The organism is Microcoleus sp. D3_18_C4, assembly GCF_036702355.1.
In the GTDB taxonomy this organism is placed as follows: Bacteria; Cyanobacteriota; Cyanobacteriia; order Cyanobacteriales; family Microcoleaceae; genus Microcoleus.
In genome coordinates, this window is record NZ_JAUBTF010000001.1 from 62,250 (window position 1) to 76,713 (window position 14,464).

Below are 14,464 nucleotides of genomic sequence, written 5' to 3' on the forward strand. Positions count from 1 at the left end.
TCCTCTATCCGTCAAATCAAGATAGGGAAACGGCACTGCCGTGTCCTTTATCTTGTCAACAAGCGCGTTAATTTCACAAGTCAAGGACACATACTTCACAGGCCAAGGACACATCATTTCACAAGTCAAGGACACGGCAGCCGTGTCCCTACGGCATTTCACAGGTCAAGTCTTAAGGCAAATCAGTGCTCCCCATCAGATAAAGGTCGCACTCCCGGGCCACGCCGCGCCCTTCGTTAATCGCCCAAACCACCAAACTTTGTCCCCGGCGACAGTCACCAGCCGCGAAAACTCCCGGAATGCTGGTTGTATATTTTTCGTGCTCGGCTTTCACATTGCTGCGCGCGTCGCGTTCCAATCCCAGCGCATCCAGCAAGGGCTGTTCGGGGCCGAGGAAGCCCATCGCTAGCAAGACAAGCTGTGCCGGCAAAACTTTTTCCGTGCCCGGGATGTGATTCGGAATAAACTGCCCTTTCTCGTTTTTCGTCCACTCCACCTCAACGGTGTGCACAGCTTTGACATTGCCGTTTTCGTCGCCCTCGAACTTGGTCGCCGTGGTGAGATAGCCGCGCGGGTCGTCGCCGAATTTGGCTGCAGCTTCTTCTTGGCCGTAGTCGAGGCGGTAGACTTTCGGCCATTCGGGCCAGGGATTGTTGGCGGCGCGTTCTGAAGGAGGTTTGGGCAGGATTTCAAGCTGTACCAGGCTTTTGCAGCCGTGGCGGATGGAGGTGCCCACGCAGTCGGTGCCGGTGTCGCCGCCGCCGATAATCACGATATCTTTGCCTTCGGCGGAGATGAAGTTATCGTTGGTGCTCTTGTCTAAAACTGCTTTGGTGTTCGCAGTCAGGAAGTCCATTGCGAAGTGGATGCCTTTCAATTCCCGGCCGGGGATGCCCAAGTCGCGGGGTTTGGTGGCGCCGGTACAGAGCACAACGGAGTCGTATTCTTTTAGCAGTTGTTCCGCTGGCAAGTCTTTGCCAACTTCGGTGTTGCAGACGAATGTCACGCCTTCGTCTTCAAGGACTTTGAGGCGGCGCATCACGACTTGTTCTTTGTCTAGCTTCATGTTGGGGATGCCATACATTAGCAGGCCGCCTGGTCGATCGGCTCTTTCGTATACTGTTACCCAATGACCGGCTTTGTTGAGTTGCGCGGCGGCGGACAAACCTGCGGGCCCGGAACCGATGACGGCGATTTTTTTGCCGGTGCGTTTGGCGGGTGGTTCGGCGGTAATCCAGCCTTCATCCCAGCCTTTATCGATAATTGCGGCTTCGATGTTTTTAATCGTGACTGGCGGGTTGTTGATGCCGAGCACGCAAGCGCCTTCGCAGGGTGCGGGACAGACTCTGCCGGTGAATTCAGGGAAGTTGTTAGTTTTGTGGAGTCTGTCAAGGGCTTCTTTCCAGAGTCCGCGATATACGAGGTCGTTCCATTCGGGGATGAGGTTGTTAATCGGGCAGCCGCTTGCCATGCCGCTGATAATTGTGCCCGTGTGGCAAAACGGAATGCCGCAATCCATGCAGCGCGCGCCTTGGGTGCGGAGTTTGTCCTCTTCCATCGGCAGGTGAAATTCGTCCCAGTTGTGGACTCTCTCGACTGGTGAGAGTTCGGAGGGCAATTCGCGCAAGAATTCGATAAAGCCGGTTGGTTTTCCCATAGTGGTGTTCTGGTTAGAATTTACTATTCTGGTAGTTTGTCAAAGGTGAAGCTGGCGCGCTTCTGAATTAACTATTGTGATCTAAATTGTGTGCGATCGCACCTCTGATTGAGCAATTTGTACATGAAATCTTTAATATCGCCGGGAGTCGGGGAATTGTCGGCAGCGGTAAAATATAGATAGATCGACAGCAAAGAAACCGGGTTTTTTACGGGGATTAAAGGTTTTAAAGGTTATGAGGCAGTATTTTCGTCCATCAAACCCGGTTTCTACGTAATTTCAGCATTGGCTTATTCTCCGACGATCGCATTTACCGATAATCCCACATCTGGAAACCCTCGCGGGTTAACTCGGACGACCCGCCAGCGTCAACTTTCCAGTGCCGTCCCCATCAGCAGGGCTCGAAATACAATACAAAAAGTTACAGGCCTTGCCAAATATTAATTTCAGGATATACTACTGTAAATCGGTCAGATATATGGAGTTAATATCGTCAACTCCTAAAATAGGTACACAAAGTCATGAGCATTACAATTGAGAACGTATCGAAACACTTCGGCTCCTTCCACGCCATTGACAACGTGAGTTTGAAAATAAAAAACGGCTCTCTAGTCGCGCTTTTAGGGCCTTCCGGTTCGGGGAAATCGACTCTGCTGAGGATGATTGCGGGACTCGAACCGCCGGATAGCGGTCAGATTTACCTGATCGGGGAGGATGCTACCCAGCAGTCGGTGCAGGAACGGCATATTGGTTTTGTGTTTCAGCACTATGCTTTGTTCAAACACATGAGTATTCGGAAAAATATTGCTTTTGCGATGGAAATTCGCAAAGTTCCTAAAGACTCTATTCGCAGGCGGGTTGATGAACTTTTGGATTTAGTGCAGTTGACAGGTTTGGGCGATCGCTATCCTTCGCAACTTTCCGGCGGGCAGCGGCAGCGGGTTGCTTTGGCAAGAGCTCTCGCAGTTCAACCGAAAGTGCTGCTGCTAGACGAACCTTTTGGAGCATTAGATGCTAAAGTCCGCAAAGAATTGCGATCGTGGCTGCACAACCTTCACAAAGAAGTTAATATCACCACAGTTTTTGTGACTCACGACCAAGAAGAAGCTATGGAAGTAGCCGATGAAATTGTGGTGATGAACAAAGGTAGAGTCGAACAAGTTGGCACTCCTGCTGAAATTTATGACAAACCGGCATCAGCTTTTGTGATGAGTTTTATTGGGCCGGTCAATGTGCTGTCGAATGCTGCGGGTTTGTTCGCCAGCAACGGCACAACGGCTCACAAGAACGGAGCAGCTCATTCTGAAGTAGTGTTTTTGCGCCCCCACGATGTGGAAATTCAAACTAAGCCGCAGTCTGGTTTTGCATTAGCAAAAGTCAGCCGCATCATTCATTTAGGGCGGGAAATACAAACCGAGTTACTGTTAGAATCGCAGCAGGTAGTAACAGCTTACGTGAGTCGCGAGCGCTTCGATTCTCTACAGTTAACGCGAGATCAGCAGGTTTACGTCAAGCCCAAACACGCGATGACTTTCCCTGTTTATTCAATTTAAATCAGCGGCGGCATCTTACTCAAAATACTATCGGGGAGCTTTTACAAAACACTCCTCTCACATCGTTACCAGGCTCGTGCCTGGTAATGCTGTCTCGTGGCTCTAAATCGGAGACACAGCCTCCTGAAATTCATTCCCAGGCAGAGCCTGGGAACGAGAAAAACGAGAAATCTCAGGCAGAGCCTGGGACGGAGAACTAGAAACAAGATAGGTGAAGAATATGACTGCTAACAAATTCAAGAATTTAGCAACTAGCACTTTACTTGCTTATCGCCGCCACATCCAGGCAGGATTAACACTTTGTGCAGGATTGGGACTGTCTGCGATCGCCTCTTCAGTTGCGTACAATTGGGAATACAAATCCATGCAAGCCGAACTGCAAGACCGCCTGGACAAAATAGCTACCGACATTCAGAGAGATGTTAGCGGTAATTTAGAAATAATTCGGGCTGCTGGAGCATTTTACAGCGTATTTGACGGCGTTAAAAAACCAGAAGTGAAGACATTTGTTGGGCCTGCCCTCTACCGCCATCCTAGCCTGAAGGCGATCGCTTGGCTGCCCCGTGTTTCTGACTCTCCCGAATTCCTAACAGATGAAATAGATTTAGGTTTAGATTTAAAGGCCAATCGGATAGCGTTAGAAAACGCCACAAAAAGACAAGAAATTACCGCGACTGATCGCCAAAAATGGTCTTCCCAAAATCAACCCACCGTCTTCGTCTTCATGCCAATTTTTACTCAAAATTCTGCTGACGATGGCGCAGAATTGCAGCCAAATTTACCTGCTCGCTCACCAGAAATTTTGAAAGGTTTTACTTTTGGCGTTTTGCTGGTTGATGCTATTGTCAAATCGGCTTTACAGGAAACTAACCTCAACTTTGTTAACGTTTATCTTCAAGATGCTATGGCTCCTGAAGCCGAAAGATTTCTAGCTTTTTATGAAGCCAAGACAAAAAGGATAATTACCGATGAAAACATTAAAAATAACATCCAAATTGGGGAAAGAGCTTACTGCCCGGACGGCAGCAGTTGCACCCGCATTCTCAATATTGAAAATCGCAGGTGGTTGCTGCAATTACGGCTAACGCCCGAGTACATTAATCCTCTAAAGTTTTGGCGTTCTTTGACTGTTTTGATTTTGGGGATAATCTTAACTTTGGTGGCGACACTTTATATAATTAGCTTGTTAAATTATACCGAAAAAATTGAAAAAATAGCCGCAGAACGCACGGCTAAATCTAAAAAACTAGAGCAAACTTTGCAAGAGTTGCAACAAACTCAAGCTCAACTGATTCAGCAGGAAAAAATGTCTAGTTTGGGTTTATTAGTTGCTGGTGTCGCCCACGAAGTTAACAATCCTATAAATTTTATTTATGGCAACATCCATCACGCCACGGCATATACTAGCGATTTGTTAGAGTTGGTAAAACTATACCAAAAACAATATTTACACCCTCCATCGGAAATTTCTGAGTATTTAGAAAATGTTGACTTTGACTTTCTCAGCAAAGATTTGCCGCAACTGCTGTCCTCGATGAAAATAGGAGCCGAGCGCATTGTTCAAATTGTTCAATCTTTGCGGAATTTCTCTCGCTTAGACGAAAGCGAAATGAAACCTGTCAATATCCATGAAGGCATTGACAGCACTCTGCTAATTCTGCAAAGTCGCCTGAAAGCTACAGCCGATCGCCCGGCGATCGAGATTGTTAAAAATTACAGCCATTTACCTTTAGTAGAGTGCTATGCCGGACAATTAAATCAGGTGTTTATGAATATTCTGGCTAATGCGATCGACGCCCTTGAGAGTTACAACCTCGATCGCGGGATCGAAGCAGCGAAAGGCAATCCGATTGCGATCGCCATTACCACAGAATATTCAAGTCCCGATAAAATAATTGTGCGGATATCGGACAATGGCCCCGGTATGGCAGAAAATGTCAAAAAACGGCTGTTTGACCCGTTCTTTACGACTAAACCCGTGGGAAAAGGGACAGGATTGGGACTGTCAATCAGCTATAAAATTATCGTAGAAAAGCACAAAGGTACGCTGCGCTGCGATTCGACTCCGGGATTGGGGACGGAATTCTCGATCGAGATTCCGCTGCGGCAAGAAGTCAAACAAGCTGTACCGTTTGTTTCGCGGAAAATATCCGAGGCAGCTTAGAAAAGGCTGGGAAGGAAAATTTTTTTCTCATTAACTACTGTAATTCGGTCGGGTTATAGTATTATAAGGAATAATGCCACAACCTATACTGCTTTATGCAGCTTAAACCGTCGGCACTGCCGAGACTGTATAACCGAAACACGGCGAGGCTAAATATGTTCAGTGACTTGCAAATTATTTACGAACGCGACCCCGCGGCGCGCAACTGGCTGGAAGTATTATTTTGCTATCCCGGACTGCAAGCACTTTTTTTGCACCGGATAGCAAACTGGCTTTATTCCGCTGGCCTGCCGTTTGTACCCCGCTTGATTTCCCAACTGAGTCGGTTTTTAACAGGTATTGAGATCCACCCAGGTGCGAAAATTGGTAAGGGCGTGTTTATCGACCACGGCATGGGGGTGGTAATTGGCGAAACTGCGATCGTTGGAGATTATGCTGTAATTTATCAAGGAGCGACCCTTGGCGGCACGGGCAAAGAAATAGGAAAACGGCATCCAACGCTGGGAGAAAATGTAGTGGTGGGAGCCGGTGCTAAAGTTTTAGGCAATATTCAAATTGGCAATAATGTTCGGATTGGTGCGGGTTCGGTAGTGCTGCGGGATGTCCCTAGCGATTGCACAGTTGTGGGAATTCCCGGCCGCATTATCTCTCGGAAAAAGCAGGTGGAAGATGCTATAAATTCTCAAGTAATACCGGATTTGGAAGCTCAAGCGATTCGAGCTTTGTTCGATAGAATTAAGGATTTAGAAGAGCAGGTTGCTTTTTTGAAATCTCAATTATCTCCGCTCCCAACAACTCAATCAGAGCGAGCAGAGGTCGAAAAACATGAATTATTCCTGTCTTCGGATTTATTCATTACACAGTTTTTAGACGGGGCCGGAATCTAGTAAAGCTTTAATTTATATAGATTTTTGCCAGCGACACTATCCTGCTGCTATTGGACAAACTAACTCTTATTCTTTCAGTAACTGGCTATGACTATTGCTTCTCTTTCCACTAAAACTTTTGATGAAACGAGCCGACATATATTTCCTCGTCGCTCGCACTTGCCTAACAGAAGCAATGCTCTGTGGCGAATTGAAACTGGAGTAGTGCGAACTGTAACGTGGCTTGAAGATGGCACAATTATCACCTTGGGATTGTGGGGGCCTGGTGATACGATCGGCAAACCGATATCAAAATGCGAGCCTTTTCAAATTGAATGCCTCACTAAAGTCGAAGCAATTTTACTATCTGGCGATCGCTGGCTAAATAGAGATATTTTGCTCACTCACATTCAGCAGGCTGAAGATTTTATGGTAATGCGAGGTTACAAAAGAGTTGATTTTATGCTCTATCAACTATTAACCTGGCTGGCTAAGAGGTTTGGCTCTGAGGTAGAGCAAGGACATCTGATCGATATGATTTTAACGCATCAGGACATTGCAGAAATTATCGGTACAAGTCGCGTAACTGTCACTCGCACCCTCGGTCATTTTGAGCAGCAAGGCTTGATCGATCGTCTGCCTCTCCACCGGATTATTCTACAACCTTCCGAGGTTTGGCACTACGAAATCTAAGGGTAGAATCAATGTCTCGCACCCGCGTGCTCGCGAGTCCGTTGCTGACACGGGCCAATTCGCACGCGCGTGCGAAGCTATCCCGGAGGGAATCGCCCCAAAATTCCTGTATCCTTCGCTACTAAAAAAAACTATTGACTTTCTGAGACTGTCTGTGCAACAATCAACAGCTATAGCTATAATATACGGTAAATCGGTCAAGTTTAAGGTGATTAGTGTAGGGAGCGATCTGCTCTCTAGCAGCGAGGAGCTTTTTGTGCTTTTCGACAGAGACAATGCAAGAGGAAAGAAAATGAAAACTAAATCCCTGAAAGCTCGATTTAAAAGAAAGAAAATAGAGGCATTAATTGCCGTCCTAGCGGTGCTGGCGATCGCAATTCCTCTGTGCCCATTTTTCCCAACCCAAGCAGCGGAATCAAAAAGTAAAATTCAATTCGTTTCCCCCGCGTGGGTTGCCCAAAACGCCACAGACAAAAACCTGCGAATTCTCGATGTCCGCACCAATCCAATGAACTACTTTATCGGGCATCTTCCCAACGCAGTCAACATCGCCGACAACACCTTGCGCGGGCCGGACAGCGGTTTGCCAGTACAGTATCTAACGCCGGATCAACTGGGGCAATTACTGTCGCGGGCAGGAGTAACAGACAACAGCCGCGTCTTAGTTTATTCCGACGGCAGAGACATTCTAGGCGCGACAATGGTTGCTTACGTATTGGAGCGATTGGGACACTCGGATATCGCCGTTATCGACGGAGGTTATGCGGGTTACAAAGCAGCTCAAACTGTGACGAAAGAGTTTCCAAAATACGTGGCTGGTACACTGACTGTGCGCGACAACAAATCAATTCGTGTCACCCTGGATGAAGTCAAAAATTTAATTGGCAAAGCAGGCGTTACATTCATCGATCCCAGACCGGAAAAACTATTTCAAGGGGAAGAAAAAATCTGGACGCGCAACGGACACATTCCCGGCGCTCGCAACATTCCCTGGCCGACTTTTACCGATGCTGAAAACCCGCACAAGTTGAAGTCTCTCGACGAAATCAAGCAGATTTTGGCAGCTAAAAAGATCGATGGCAACAGCGACATCATCGTTACTTGCAGTACGGGGCGGGAAGCAACGCTGCAATATGTAGTTTTAAAACACTTGCTGAACTATCCGAAAGTCAGAATCTACGAAGGTTCTTGGACTGAATACAGTCAGACTAATTTACCTGTAGAAACTGGTCCGGAACAAGCAGTGTAGAAAACAAATCTGTAGTTAACAGCAATTTTGGCTAAAAATTGACCGAATAGGTAGAATGAAAACAGCAATTATCTCGATATCAATGCTCGGAATAATCAGCGCGATTGGCTTTGGTTTATCAACAATAGCTGAGCACCGACAAGCAGATAATTCCGTTGCTTGCACTCCTAGCGAACAACCCGATGAAAAATCGGAGACTTCGCCGCGAAAAACTTAGCGCTAAAATGGAGGCTCTGCCTCGCTTTACAGTTGTTTTTGGAGTCAAGTATTTTATTGTGAATAACACCGCAGAAATTGCTCTTTCACCGCTGACAAAAACTTCACAGCCCCGATCGCAGCGTCCGATTTTAGCTCTGATACTGACGCTATTTGCTGCTGGTGCGGCCGGTTTGAGCGCCTACGGCTGGCGGCAGAGCGTTTTATTTCTGATTGGAGGCTTGCTGGGCGCGAGTTTGTATCATGCAAGTTTTGGCTTTGCTTCTGCTTACCGCAAATTATTTGCCGATCGCGATATTACAGGTGTTTTAGCGCACTTGCTGATGTTAGGAATTGCTACTGTACTTTTTGCTCCCGTACTTGCATCAGGAGAGGCATTCGGACACAAAATAGCCGGGGCTGTTGCGCCTGTGGGCTGGCAAAATGCGATCGGCGCTTTTCTATTCGGAATTGGAATGCAATTGGGCAGCGGCTGCGCTTGCGGCACGCTTTGGACAATTGGCGGCGGCAGCACGTCAATGCTGTTAACGCTGCTGACTTTTTGCATCGGTTCTTTTGCAGGAAGTTTGACCAGACATTTGTGGCATTTGCCCTCGCTGCCGCCGATATCTTTAGGAAAAACTTTGGGATGGATGCCCGCAGTCATCTTGCAGCTAAGCGTATTTCTGTTAATTGCGATCGCCCTCTGGCAGTGGAATCGCACCAATGGCAAGCAACCCTTAACAGTAGATTTTATCATTAAAACTCCTCAATCTCACATCAAGAATCAATGGCTTTACGGGCCTTGGTCTCTCGCTGCCGGAGCCTTTGCCCTTGCCTTTCTCAACTGGGTAAAACTGTTAATTGACGGCAGGCCTTGGGGAGTGACTTGGGGGTTTACTTTGTGGGCCGCAGAAATTGCTACTGCTTTCGGCTGGAATCCCGCAAATAACCCGTTTTGGAATACTCCCGACAAGTTGGAATCCTTGCAAAAAGGCATTTTTGCTGATGTTACTTCCGTGATGAATTTTGGCATTGTTTTGGGAGCAGTTTTAGCGGCGGCTTTGGCTGGCAAATTCACCGTCAAAACAAACCTTTCGTTACCCAAAGTTACAGCCGTTTTGAGCGGCGGTTTCATGATGGGTTACGGGGCGCTGCTGGCTTTTGGCTGCAATGTCGGCGCTTTTTTTAGCGGTATTGCTTCTACCAGTTTGCACGGTTGGCTGTGGATTGCGACTGCTTTGTTGGGCAGCGTTGCGGGAATTAAATTGCGATCGCTCTTTCGACTTGAGAATTAATTTCCAACCTGAATAGGCGATCGACCTGCGGGTAGGGACAAAGGCAAAGCCTTTGTCCCTACAGATGTCGCGTTTTCCCGGCAAGCGCACCTAAAACAATAAACTACTGTTTATCTATATACATTAAGTATTTAATAGTGTAATGTATTAGATTAAGTAGAGAGATGTGGCGATCGCACTCAAAGATCGATCGCCAAACTGCTAGCAAAACAGTCTCTCAATCTTGCCACTGTTGCCATTAATAAGAATTGCCACATCAGCGAAATCTTATAGATTATCCGGGCAAATCTCATCAGGATGCATTTGCCCTATATCAAGCGCATTAAACTTAATTATGCGCTCAATCGATCTGAGAAAAACCAGAGGAACTAAGAAGCATCAATGCGGAATCATCATCTCGCAGATAGTGTCTTGCAGCCATTTAGGAAAAAAACTGGTTTGCCAGTATTTTCTCTTAAATCAGCCGCTCTGTTAAAATCGTCCCTGTTCAAAGGTGACGGTGCAATCTTCGATCAAATTCAGAATGGTCTGGGCAACAGATAATTTGTATCGAATGTGCGTTTATTAAATTTTCTCATCGACTCGTCAATAAGTTCAAAAGCAAGTGCGATCGTCGCACTTGCTTTTTTCTTTGTGTTGATTTCTTTCTTCTCACTGTCAACAGATGCGATATCTCGCACCTGTTGACTGCGGTTAAGTAGGTGAGTCTGAATAAACTTAACGATGACACACCATATATCCGCTTACCTACTTAGCAGTTACTTTAAGGGGGGGGTATTGCCTCTACAATACTCGCTCCCTGCAACATTTGAGACTTTCGGGCTCTACCCGCTTCGGGGTGTTCCCAAGACTGTGCAAAGGGTGGAACCAAGAAGGAGCAAGCTTTCCACCCACCCTGTACCCCCACGCCGAGCATCAGGCAGTTTCCGCCCCTGTGCCCGTGCTGCTCGTAAAACCGACAGTGCCGACAGCTTAAACCTACATTTACGTTGCTCACGGGATTTATCCAACCGTTTTTGTAATAAAAATATACTAACACCTGTACACCTACCGGAATTGTGTACTATTATATAATGTACAATTTAAACTCGATCGCCAGTGGGGAATGTGGAACTATCTTCTAGAGTAGAATATGCCCTGTTAGCGCTCTTGGAATTGGCGAGTCACCACCCGAAGGATTCGCCCCTAACAGTGAACGAACTTACTGCTTCTCAAGAGATACCGGAACGCTATTTAGACCAAATTCTTGCCGTGCTGCGGCGTGCAAGTATTGTCCAGAGTCTGCGGGGCGCTAAAGGCGGTTATTTGCTGGCGAAAGAGCCTTGGCAGATTACTTTGCTAGAGGTGTTTTCGAGTCTCGAAGGCGAAGGGAGCGGCAAGATCCAAAAAGTTTCGGAATCTGTAACAATAGAAAAAACTGCGGTGCTAGAAATCTGGCAGGAAGCTCAACAGGCATCTTGGGCTGTTTTGGGCAAATACACATTACAAGATTTGTGCGAACAGCGGGATGTTCGCAAACAAGCACATCCCATGTACTACATTTAATTGGAGAAAAATTAAGCCATGAAAATTGCTAAGGATGTTACAGGAATAATTGGCAGAACTCCTTTAGTTCAGCTCAACAAAATTCCCCAAGCCGAAGGAGTAGTTGCTCAAATTGTGGCCAAATTGGAAGGGATGAATCCGGCTGCTTCGGTGAAAGATCGGATTGCAGCGAGCATGATTCAGGCTGCAGAAGATGCAGGGTTAATTCAACCGGGGAAAACTATTTTAGTTGAACCGACTTCAGGAAATACTGGAATTGCTTTGGCAATGATCGCGGCGGCGAAAGGGTACAGTCTGATTTTAACAATGCCGGATACGATGAGTTTAGAGCGCCGATCGATGCTGAAAGCTTACGGAGCTCAGTTGGAATTAACTCCCGGACATGAAGGGATGTTAAGCGCGATCGCCCGTGCGGAAGAAATTGTAGAAGAAACCCCCGACGCTTTCATGCTGCAACAGTTTCGCAACCCCGCTAATCCGAAAATTCACCGGGAAACCACGGCCGAGGAAATTTGGGAAGATACAGAAGGTAAAGTAGATTTTTTAGTTGCTGGAGTTGGCACCGGCGGTACGATTACTGGAGTTGCTGAGGTAATTAAACAGCGGAAACCGAGTTTTCGGACGATCGCAGTTGAACCCGCCACCAGCCCCGTGCTTTCTGGAGGTAAATCTGGTGCTCACAAAATTCAAGGGATTGGCGCAGGATTCATCCCGGAAGTGTTGAAACCAGAGTTAATTGATGAGGTGATTACAGTTAGCGACGAAGATGCGATCGCCTACAGTCGCCGACTTGCCAGAGAAGAAGGATTGTTGTCAGGAATCTCTGCCGGCGCCGCTTTGTGTGCTGCAATTCAAGTCGGCAAGCGTCCCGAAAATGCTGGAAAACTGATAGTTTTTGTGCAGCCTTCTTATGGCGAACGCTACCTCAGCACAGTCTTGTTCAAAGATTTAGAATTGCCCACGGTCAGCGAACTTGAAGCATTAGTCAGCAAGTATTAAATTGTAGTAGGGGCGAGCGTCATTACTGCGACATTGCTATCAGCTTAACCCGAAAGACCGCCAGGGAATTAATTCCCTGGCTCAAAGCGAAAGTCCTCTGAAGAGGACGAATGAGTTAATAGTCCTCTTCAGAGGACTTCAGCTTTGAGGCAGGGGTTTAAACCCCTGCCGGACTGCACCGAAAGCGCATCTTTGTTGACACCAATGGGCCCGGCACTACCCCTACTTTTCAGACTTGATACAACTTCCAACTCGCCATCGCCAACATTCCGTAAATCACAAACTTTAGCGGGCGTTGAGGCATAATTTGGCAGAATTTAGCGCCTACCAAAACTCCCGGCACCGAACCAAACCAAATTGGCAAAACTAAACTCCAGTCTACTGTTCCGAGGCTGAGGTGTCCCAGAGATGTAAACATCAACAAAATTGCCGCCTGCGAAATATCTGTACCCACCAATTTAGAAGTATCCAGGCGGAAAAAAGCAATCAGCAACAGTGCAAACATCGAACCGGAAGAAACGCTAGTGATTCCCACTATGCAGCCTAAAATTGCTGCTGCACCCACAGTACAAAAACGACCATAATTAGTATTTAAGTCCCATTCAGGGGGCGAAGGTAATTTAAAATTAGGGAAAAATGTTTTGACCACTAATTGGGTCAACGATAAAGCGACAATTAGGGCGATCGCTACTCCCAGAAACCGCAGTAATATGCTGTCTAAGTTTTGATTTCCGCTGGATTTGATGCAGTGTAAAATCCACACGCCAGTCAGCGAACCCGGCACGCTGCCCACAGCCAGCCACTTAACTACTTGCAAGTCGAGGGTCTTTTGCTGCCAGTGTTTGAAGCCGCCAACAACTTTCATTAATGTGGCAGCTACGACATCCGAACTAATAGCAATTGATGCTGGAATTTGGAAAACAAAAATTAACATTGGGGTGATGAGCGAGGCTCCGCCAACTCCGGTCAAACCAACGATAATGCCCACAAAAAAGCTGAGAAAGGATAGTAATAAGTAGTTCACGGTTATGCCCAAAAACTGTGTATTTAAGCGCTGGCAACCAACAAATAGATAACTTGGGTGGCTCCTGCAACACAGCTACACAGGCAAAAGATCACTCGCATTTCAATATTTACCGCTATAAATTTTGCTTTTCAACGCTTGACTTTTCCGCGCGTTCAGATACAAAATTCTTGGTAACAGTAATTAAATGCAAATAAATAAAGCTACAAAAATTGTAGTGTAAAAGCTCCCTGATTTTCTTAAATCTACCTGTGTAACTGATTGAAAATTCTAGATTTATTGAGGGTTTAGATTCTGCTTTCTACCTGGAAGTGACGATCGTCATAGGTAAAGTAGAGCTGAGGTTAACCGACTGCTTGCCGGCAAATAAATCAGGAGTATCGAGAACATTAAAATGAATCAATGCCACAATGACAACAGTGAAGACGGTTGAGGAAACTAAACCCGTCAATAACTCTTTTTTGAAGTTTTTTTCCTTGGGTTTGTCTGTCAAAACATCTAAAGTTCCTAGCTGCATCAACAGAATTCCAGCAATATTGGAAAGCCAGTAGCCGACAATTGTGCAAGGAAACAGTAAATCTGGGGAAAGCCAACTAAAGATATACCCAAAGGCGTAGGCAATTGGCAGATTGAAAAATATGTCGTTCCACCAACACAAGGGTGATAGCAAATATCCAATTGCCAGAAGCAACCCGCCTCGGATTTTTTTAAACCAGACTTCCTTCAACCCCTTAGCTTCTGGCAACTGTTGGGTCAGTTGTCCTGCAAGCTGGTACTCTTCAATGACTTTTTTAGCGTTTTCCACGTTAATAGCTCATAACTCGATCGACTTACCGTAGTTTAGCAGCAAAACTGAGCTATGTCTAGTAAGTCAATCAAGTTACCGTATTTTATTGTTGATCCCCTAAATCTACTTTCTTTCCGAGACAAAAATATCTATCCGGGAGAGGTTGTTGAGAATGCTGGCTGGTGTCGGTTTAGGCTGCGATCGAGAAATTGAAAGCTTCAGGCAAATGCTTGACAGTTAGCCAAAGATATGCAACATCGATACCCCAGTAAAATTGCAGGTAAACGAGCAAAATCCCGATCGCGACTGTCACGCCCAGCAATTTAGGGACTATTTTCGCGACAGTTTCCAGCACTACGAAGGCTGCCCAGATAGCAGCCGCTAAGATGATAATGGAAGCGATCGTGGCAACTGTATCGCTGTTCATGATTAAC

At 46.5% G+C, this 14,464-nt stretch carries 12 protein-coding genes; 8 read left to right on the forward strand and 4 right to left on the reverse strand.

The window, feature by feature from the left end; genetic code table 11:
- Positions 1-172: 172 nt before the first annotated feature.
- A complete protein-coding gene (gene gltD / locus QUA90_RS00280; protein WP_333138135.1) occupies positions 173-1,657 on the reverse strand; it encodes a glutamate synthase small subunit in 1,485 nt (494 codons plus the stop codon).
- Positions 1,658-2,178: 521 nt separating this feature from the next.
- Here gltD and QUA90_RS00285 point away from each other — a divergent pair.
- The 8 genes from QUA90_RS00285 to cysK all read left to right on the forward strand — a co-directional run bounded on the left by QUA90_RS00285 (position 2,179) and on the right by cysK (position 12,219).
- Entirely contained in the window at positions 2,179-3,210 is a 1,032-nt protein-coding gene (locus QUA90_RS00285) for a sulfate ABC transporter ATP-binding protein (RefSeq protein ID WP_333325188.1), read from the forward strand.
- A gap of 220 nt (positions 3,211-3,430) precedes the next feature.
- On the forward strand, positions 3,431-5,374 hold the full coding sequence (locus QUA90_RS00290) for an ATP-binding protein (protein ID WP_333443251.1): 1,944 nt from the start codon (positions 3,431-3,433) through the stop codon (positions 5,372-5,374).
- A gap of 155 nt (positions 5,375-5,529) precedes the next feature.
- Positions 5,530-6,261, forward strand: coding sequence for a serine O-acetyltransferase (cysE, locus tag QUA90_RS00295; protein ID WP_445300079.1), 732 nt, complete (start codon positions 5,530-5,532; stop codon positions 6,259-6,261).
- Positions 6,262-6,348: 87 nt separating this feature from the next.
- A complete protein-coding gene (locus QUA90_RS00300; protein WP_333443256.1) occupies positions 6,349-6,933 on the forward strand; it encodes a Crp/Fnr family transcriptional regulator in 585 nt (194 codons plus the stop codon).
- 292 nt (positions 6,934-7,225) lie between these two features.
- Positions 7,226-8,182 carry a sulfurtransferase gene (locus QUA90_RS00305; protein ID WP_333443258.1) on the forward strand — a complete coding sequence of 319 codons (957 nt, stop codon included), beginning with the start codon at positions 7,226-7,228 and terminating at the stop codon, positions 8,180-8,182.
- Between the two features lie 182 nt (positions 8,183-8,364).
- The gene (locus QUA90_RS00310; protein ID WP_333443260.1) at positions 8,365-9,675 is read left to right on the forward strand and encodes a YeeE/YedE family protein; all 1,311 of its coding nucleotides are present in this window, start codon (positions 8,365-8,367) and stop codon (positions 9,673-9,675) included.
- 1,107 nt (positions 9,676-10,782) lie between these two features.
- Positions 10,783-11,220 (forward strand): Rrf2 family transcriptional regulator, encoded by a 438-nt coding sequence (locus tag QUA90_RS00315; protein WP_333325173.1) that lies wholly within the window; start codon positions 10,783-10,785, stop codon positions 11,218-11,220.
- Between the two features lie 18 nt (positions 11,221-11,238).
- Complete coding sequence (gene cysK, locus QUA90_RS00320; RefSeq protein WP_333443262.1) at positions 11,239-12,219, forward strand: cysteine synthase A; 981 nt, start codon at positions 11,239-11,241, stop codon at positions 12,217-12,219.
- Positions 12,220-12,448: 229 nt separating this feature from the next.
- Here the strand turns inward: cysK and QUA90_RS00325 are convergent, their stop codons facing one another.
- The 3 genes from QUA90_RS00325 to QUA90_RS00335 form a co-directional block, all read right to left on the reverse strand.
- Positions 12,449-13,243 (reverse strand): sulfite exporter TauE/SafE family protein, encoded by a 795-nt coding sequence (locus tag QUA90_RS00325; protein ID WP_333325167.1) that lies wholly within the window; start codon positions 13,241-13,243, stop codon positions 12,449-12,451.
- A 301-nt stretch (positions 13,244-13,544) separates the two neighbouring features.
- The gene (locus QUA90_RS00330; protein ID WP_333443263.1) at positions 13,545-14,048 is read right to left on the reverse strand and encodes a hypothetical protein; all 504 of its coding nucleotides are present in this window, start codon (positions 14,046-14,048) and stop codon (positions 13,545-13,547) included.
- A 172-nt stretch (positions 14,049-14,220) separates the two neighbouring features.
- Complete coding sequence (locus QUA90_RS00335; RefSeq protein WP_333325161.1) at positions 14,221-14,457, reverse strand: hypothetical protein; 237 nt, start codon at positions 14,455-14,457, stop codon at positions 14,221-14,223.
- Between the last annotated feature and the right edge of the window lie 7 nt (positions 14,458-14,464).

Excerpts from the sequence above, each read along its gene's own strand:
- gltD (WP_333138135.1), bottom strand. The coding sequence starts at position 1,657 with ATGGGAAAACCAACCGGCTTTATCGAATTCTTGCGCGAATTGCCCTCC.
- QUA90_RS00285 (WP_333325188.1), top strand. The coding sequence starts at position 2,179 with ATGAGCATTACAATTGAGAACGTATCGAAACACTTCGGCTCCTTCCAC.
- QUA90_RS00290 (WP_333443251.1), top strand. The coding sequence starts at position 3,431 with ATGACTGCTAACAAATTCAAGAATTTAGCAACTAGCACTTTACTTGCT.
- cysE (WP_445300079.1), top strand. The coding sequence starts at position 5,530 with ATGTTCAGTGACTTGCAAATTATTTACGAACGCGACCCCGCGGCGCGC.
- QUA90_RS00300 (WP_333443256.1), top strand. The coding sequence starts at position 6,349 with ATGACTATTGCTTCTCTTTCCACTAAAACTTTTGATGAAACGAGCCGA.
- QUA90_RS00305 (WP_333443258.1), top strand. The coding sequence starts at position 7,226 with ATGAAAACTAAATCCCTGAAAGCTCGATTTAAAAGAAAGAAAATAGAG.
- QUA90_RS00310 (WP_333443260.1), top strand. The coding sequence starts at position 8,365 with ATGAAAAATCGGAGACTTCGCCGCGAAAAACTTAGCGCTAAAATGGAG.
- cysK (WP_333443262.1), top strand. The coding sequence starts at position 11,239 with ATGAAAATTGCTAAGGATGTTACAGGAATAATTGGCAGAACTCCTTTA.
- QUA90_RS00335 (WP_333325161.1), bottom strand. The coding sequence starts at position 14,457 with ATGAACAGCGATACAGTTGCCACGATCGCTTCCATTATCATCTTAGCG.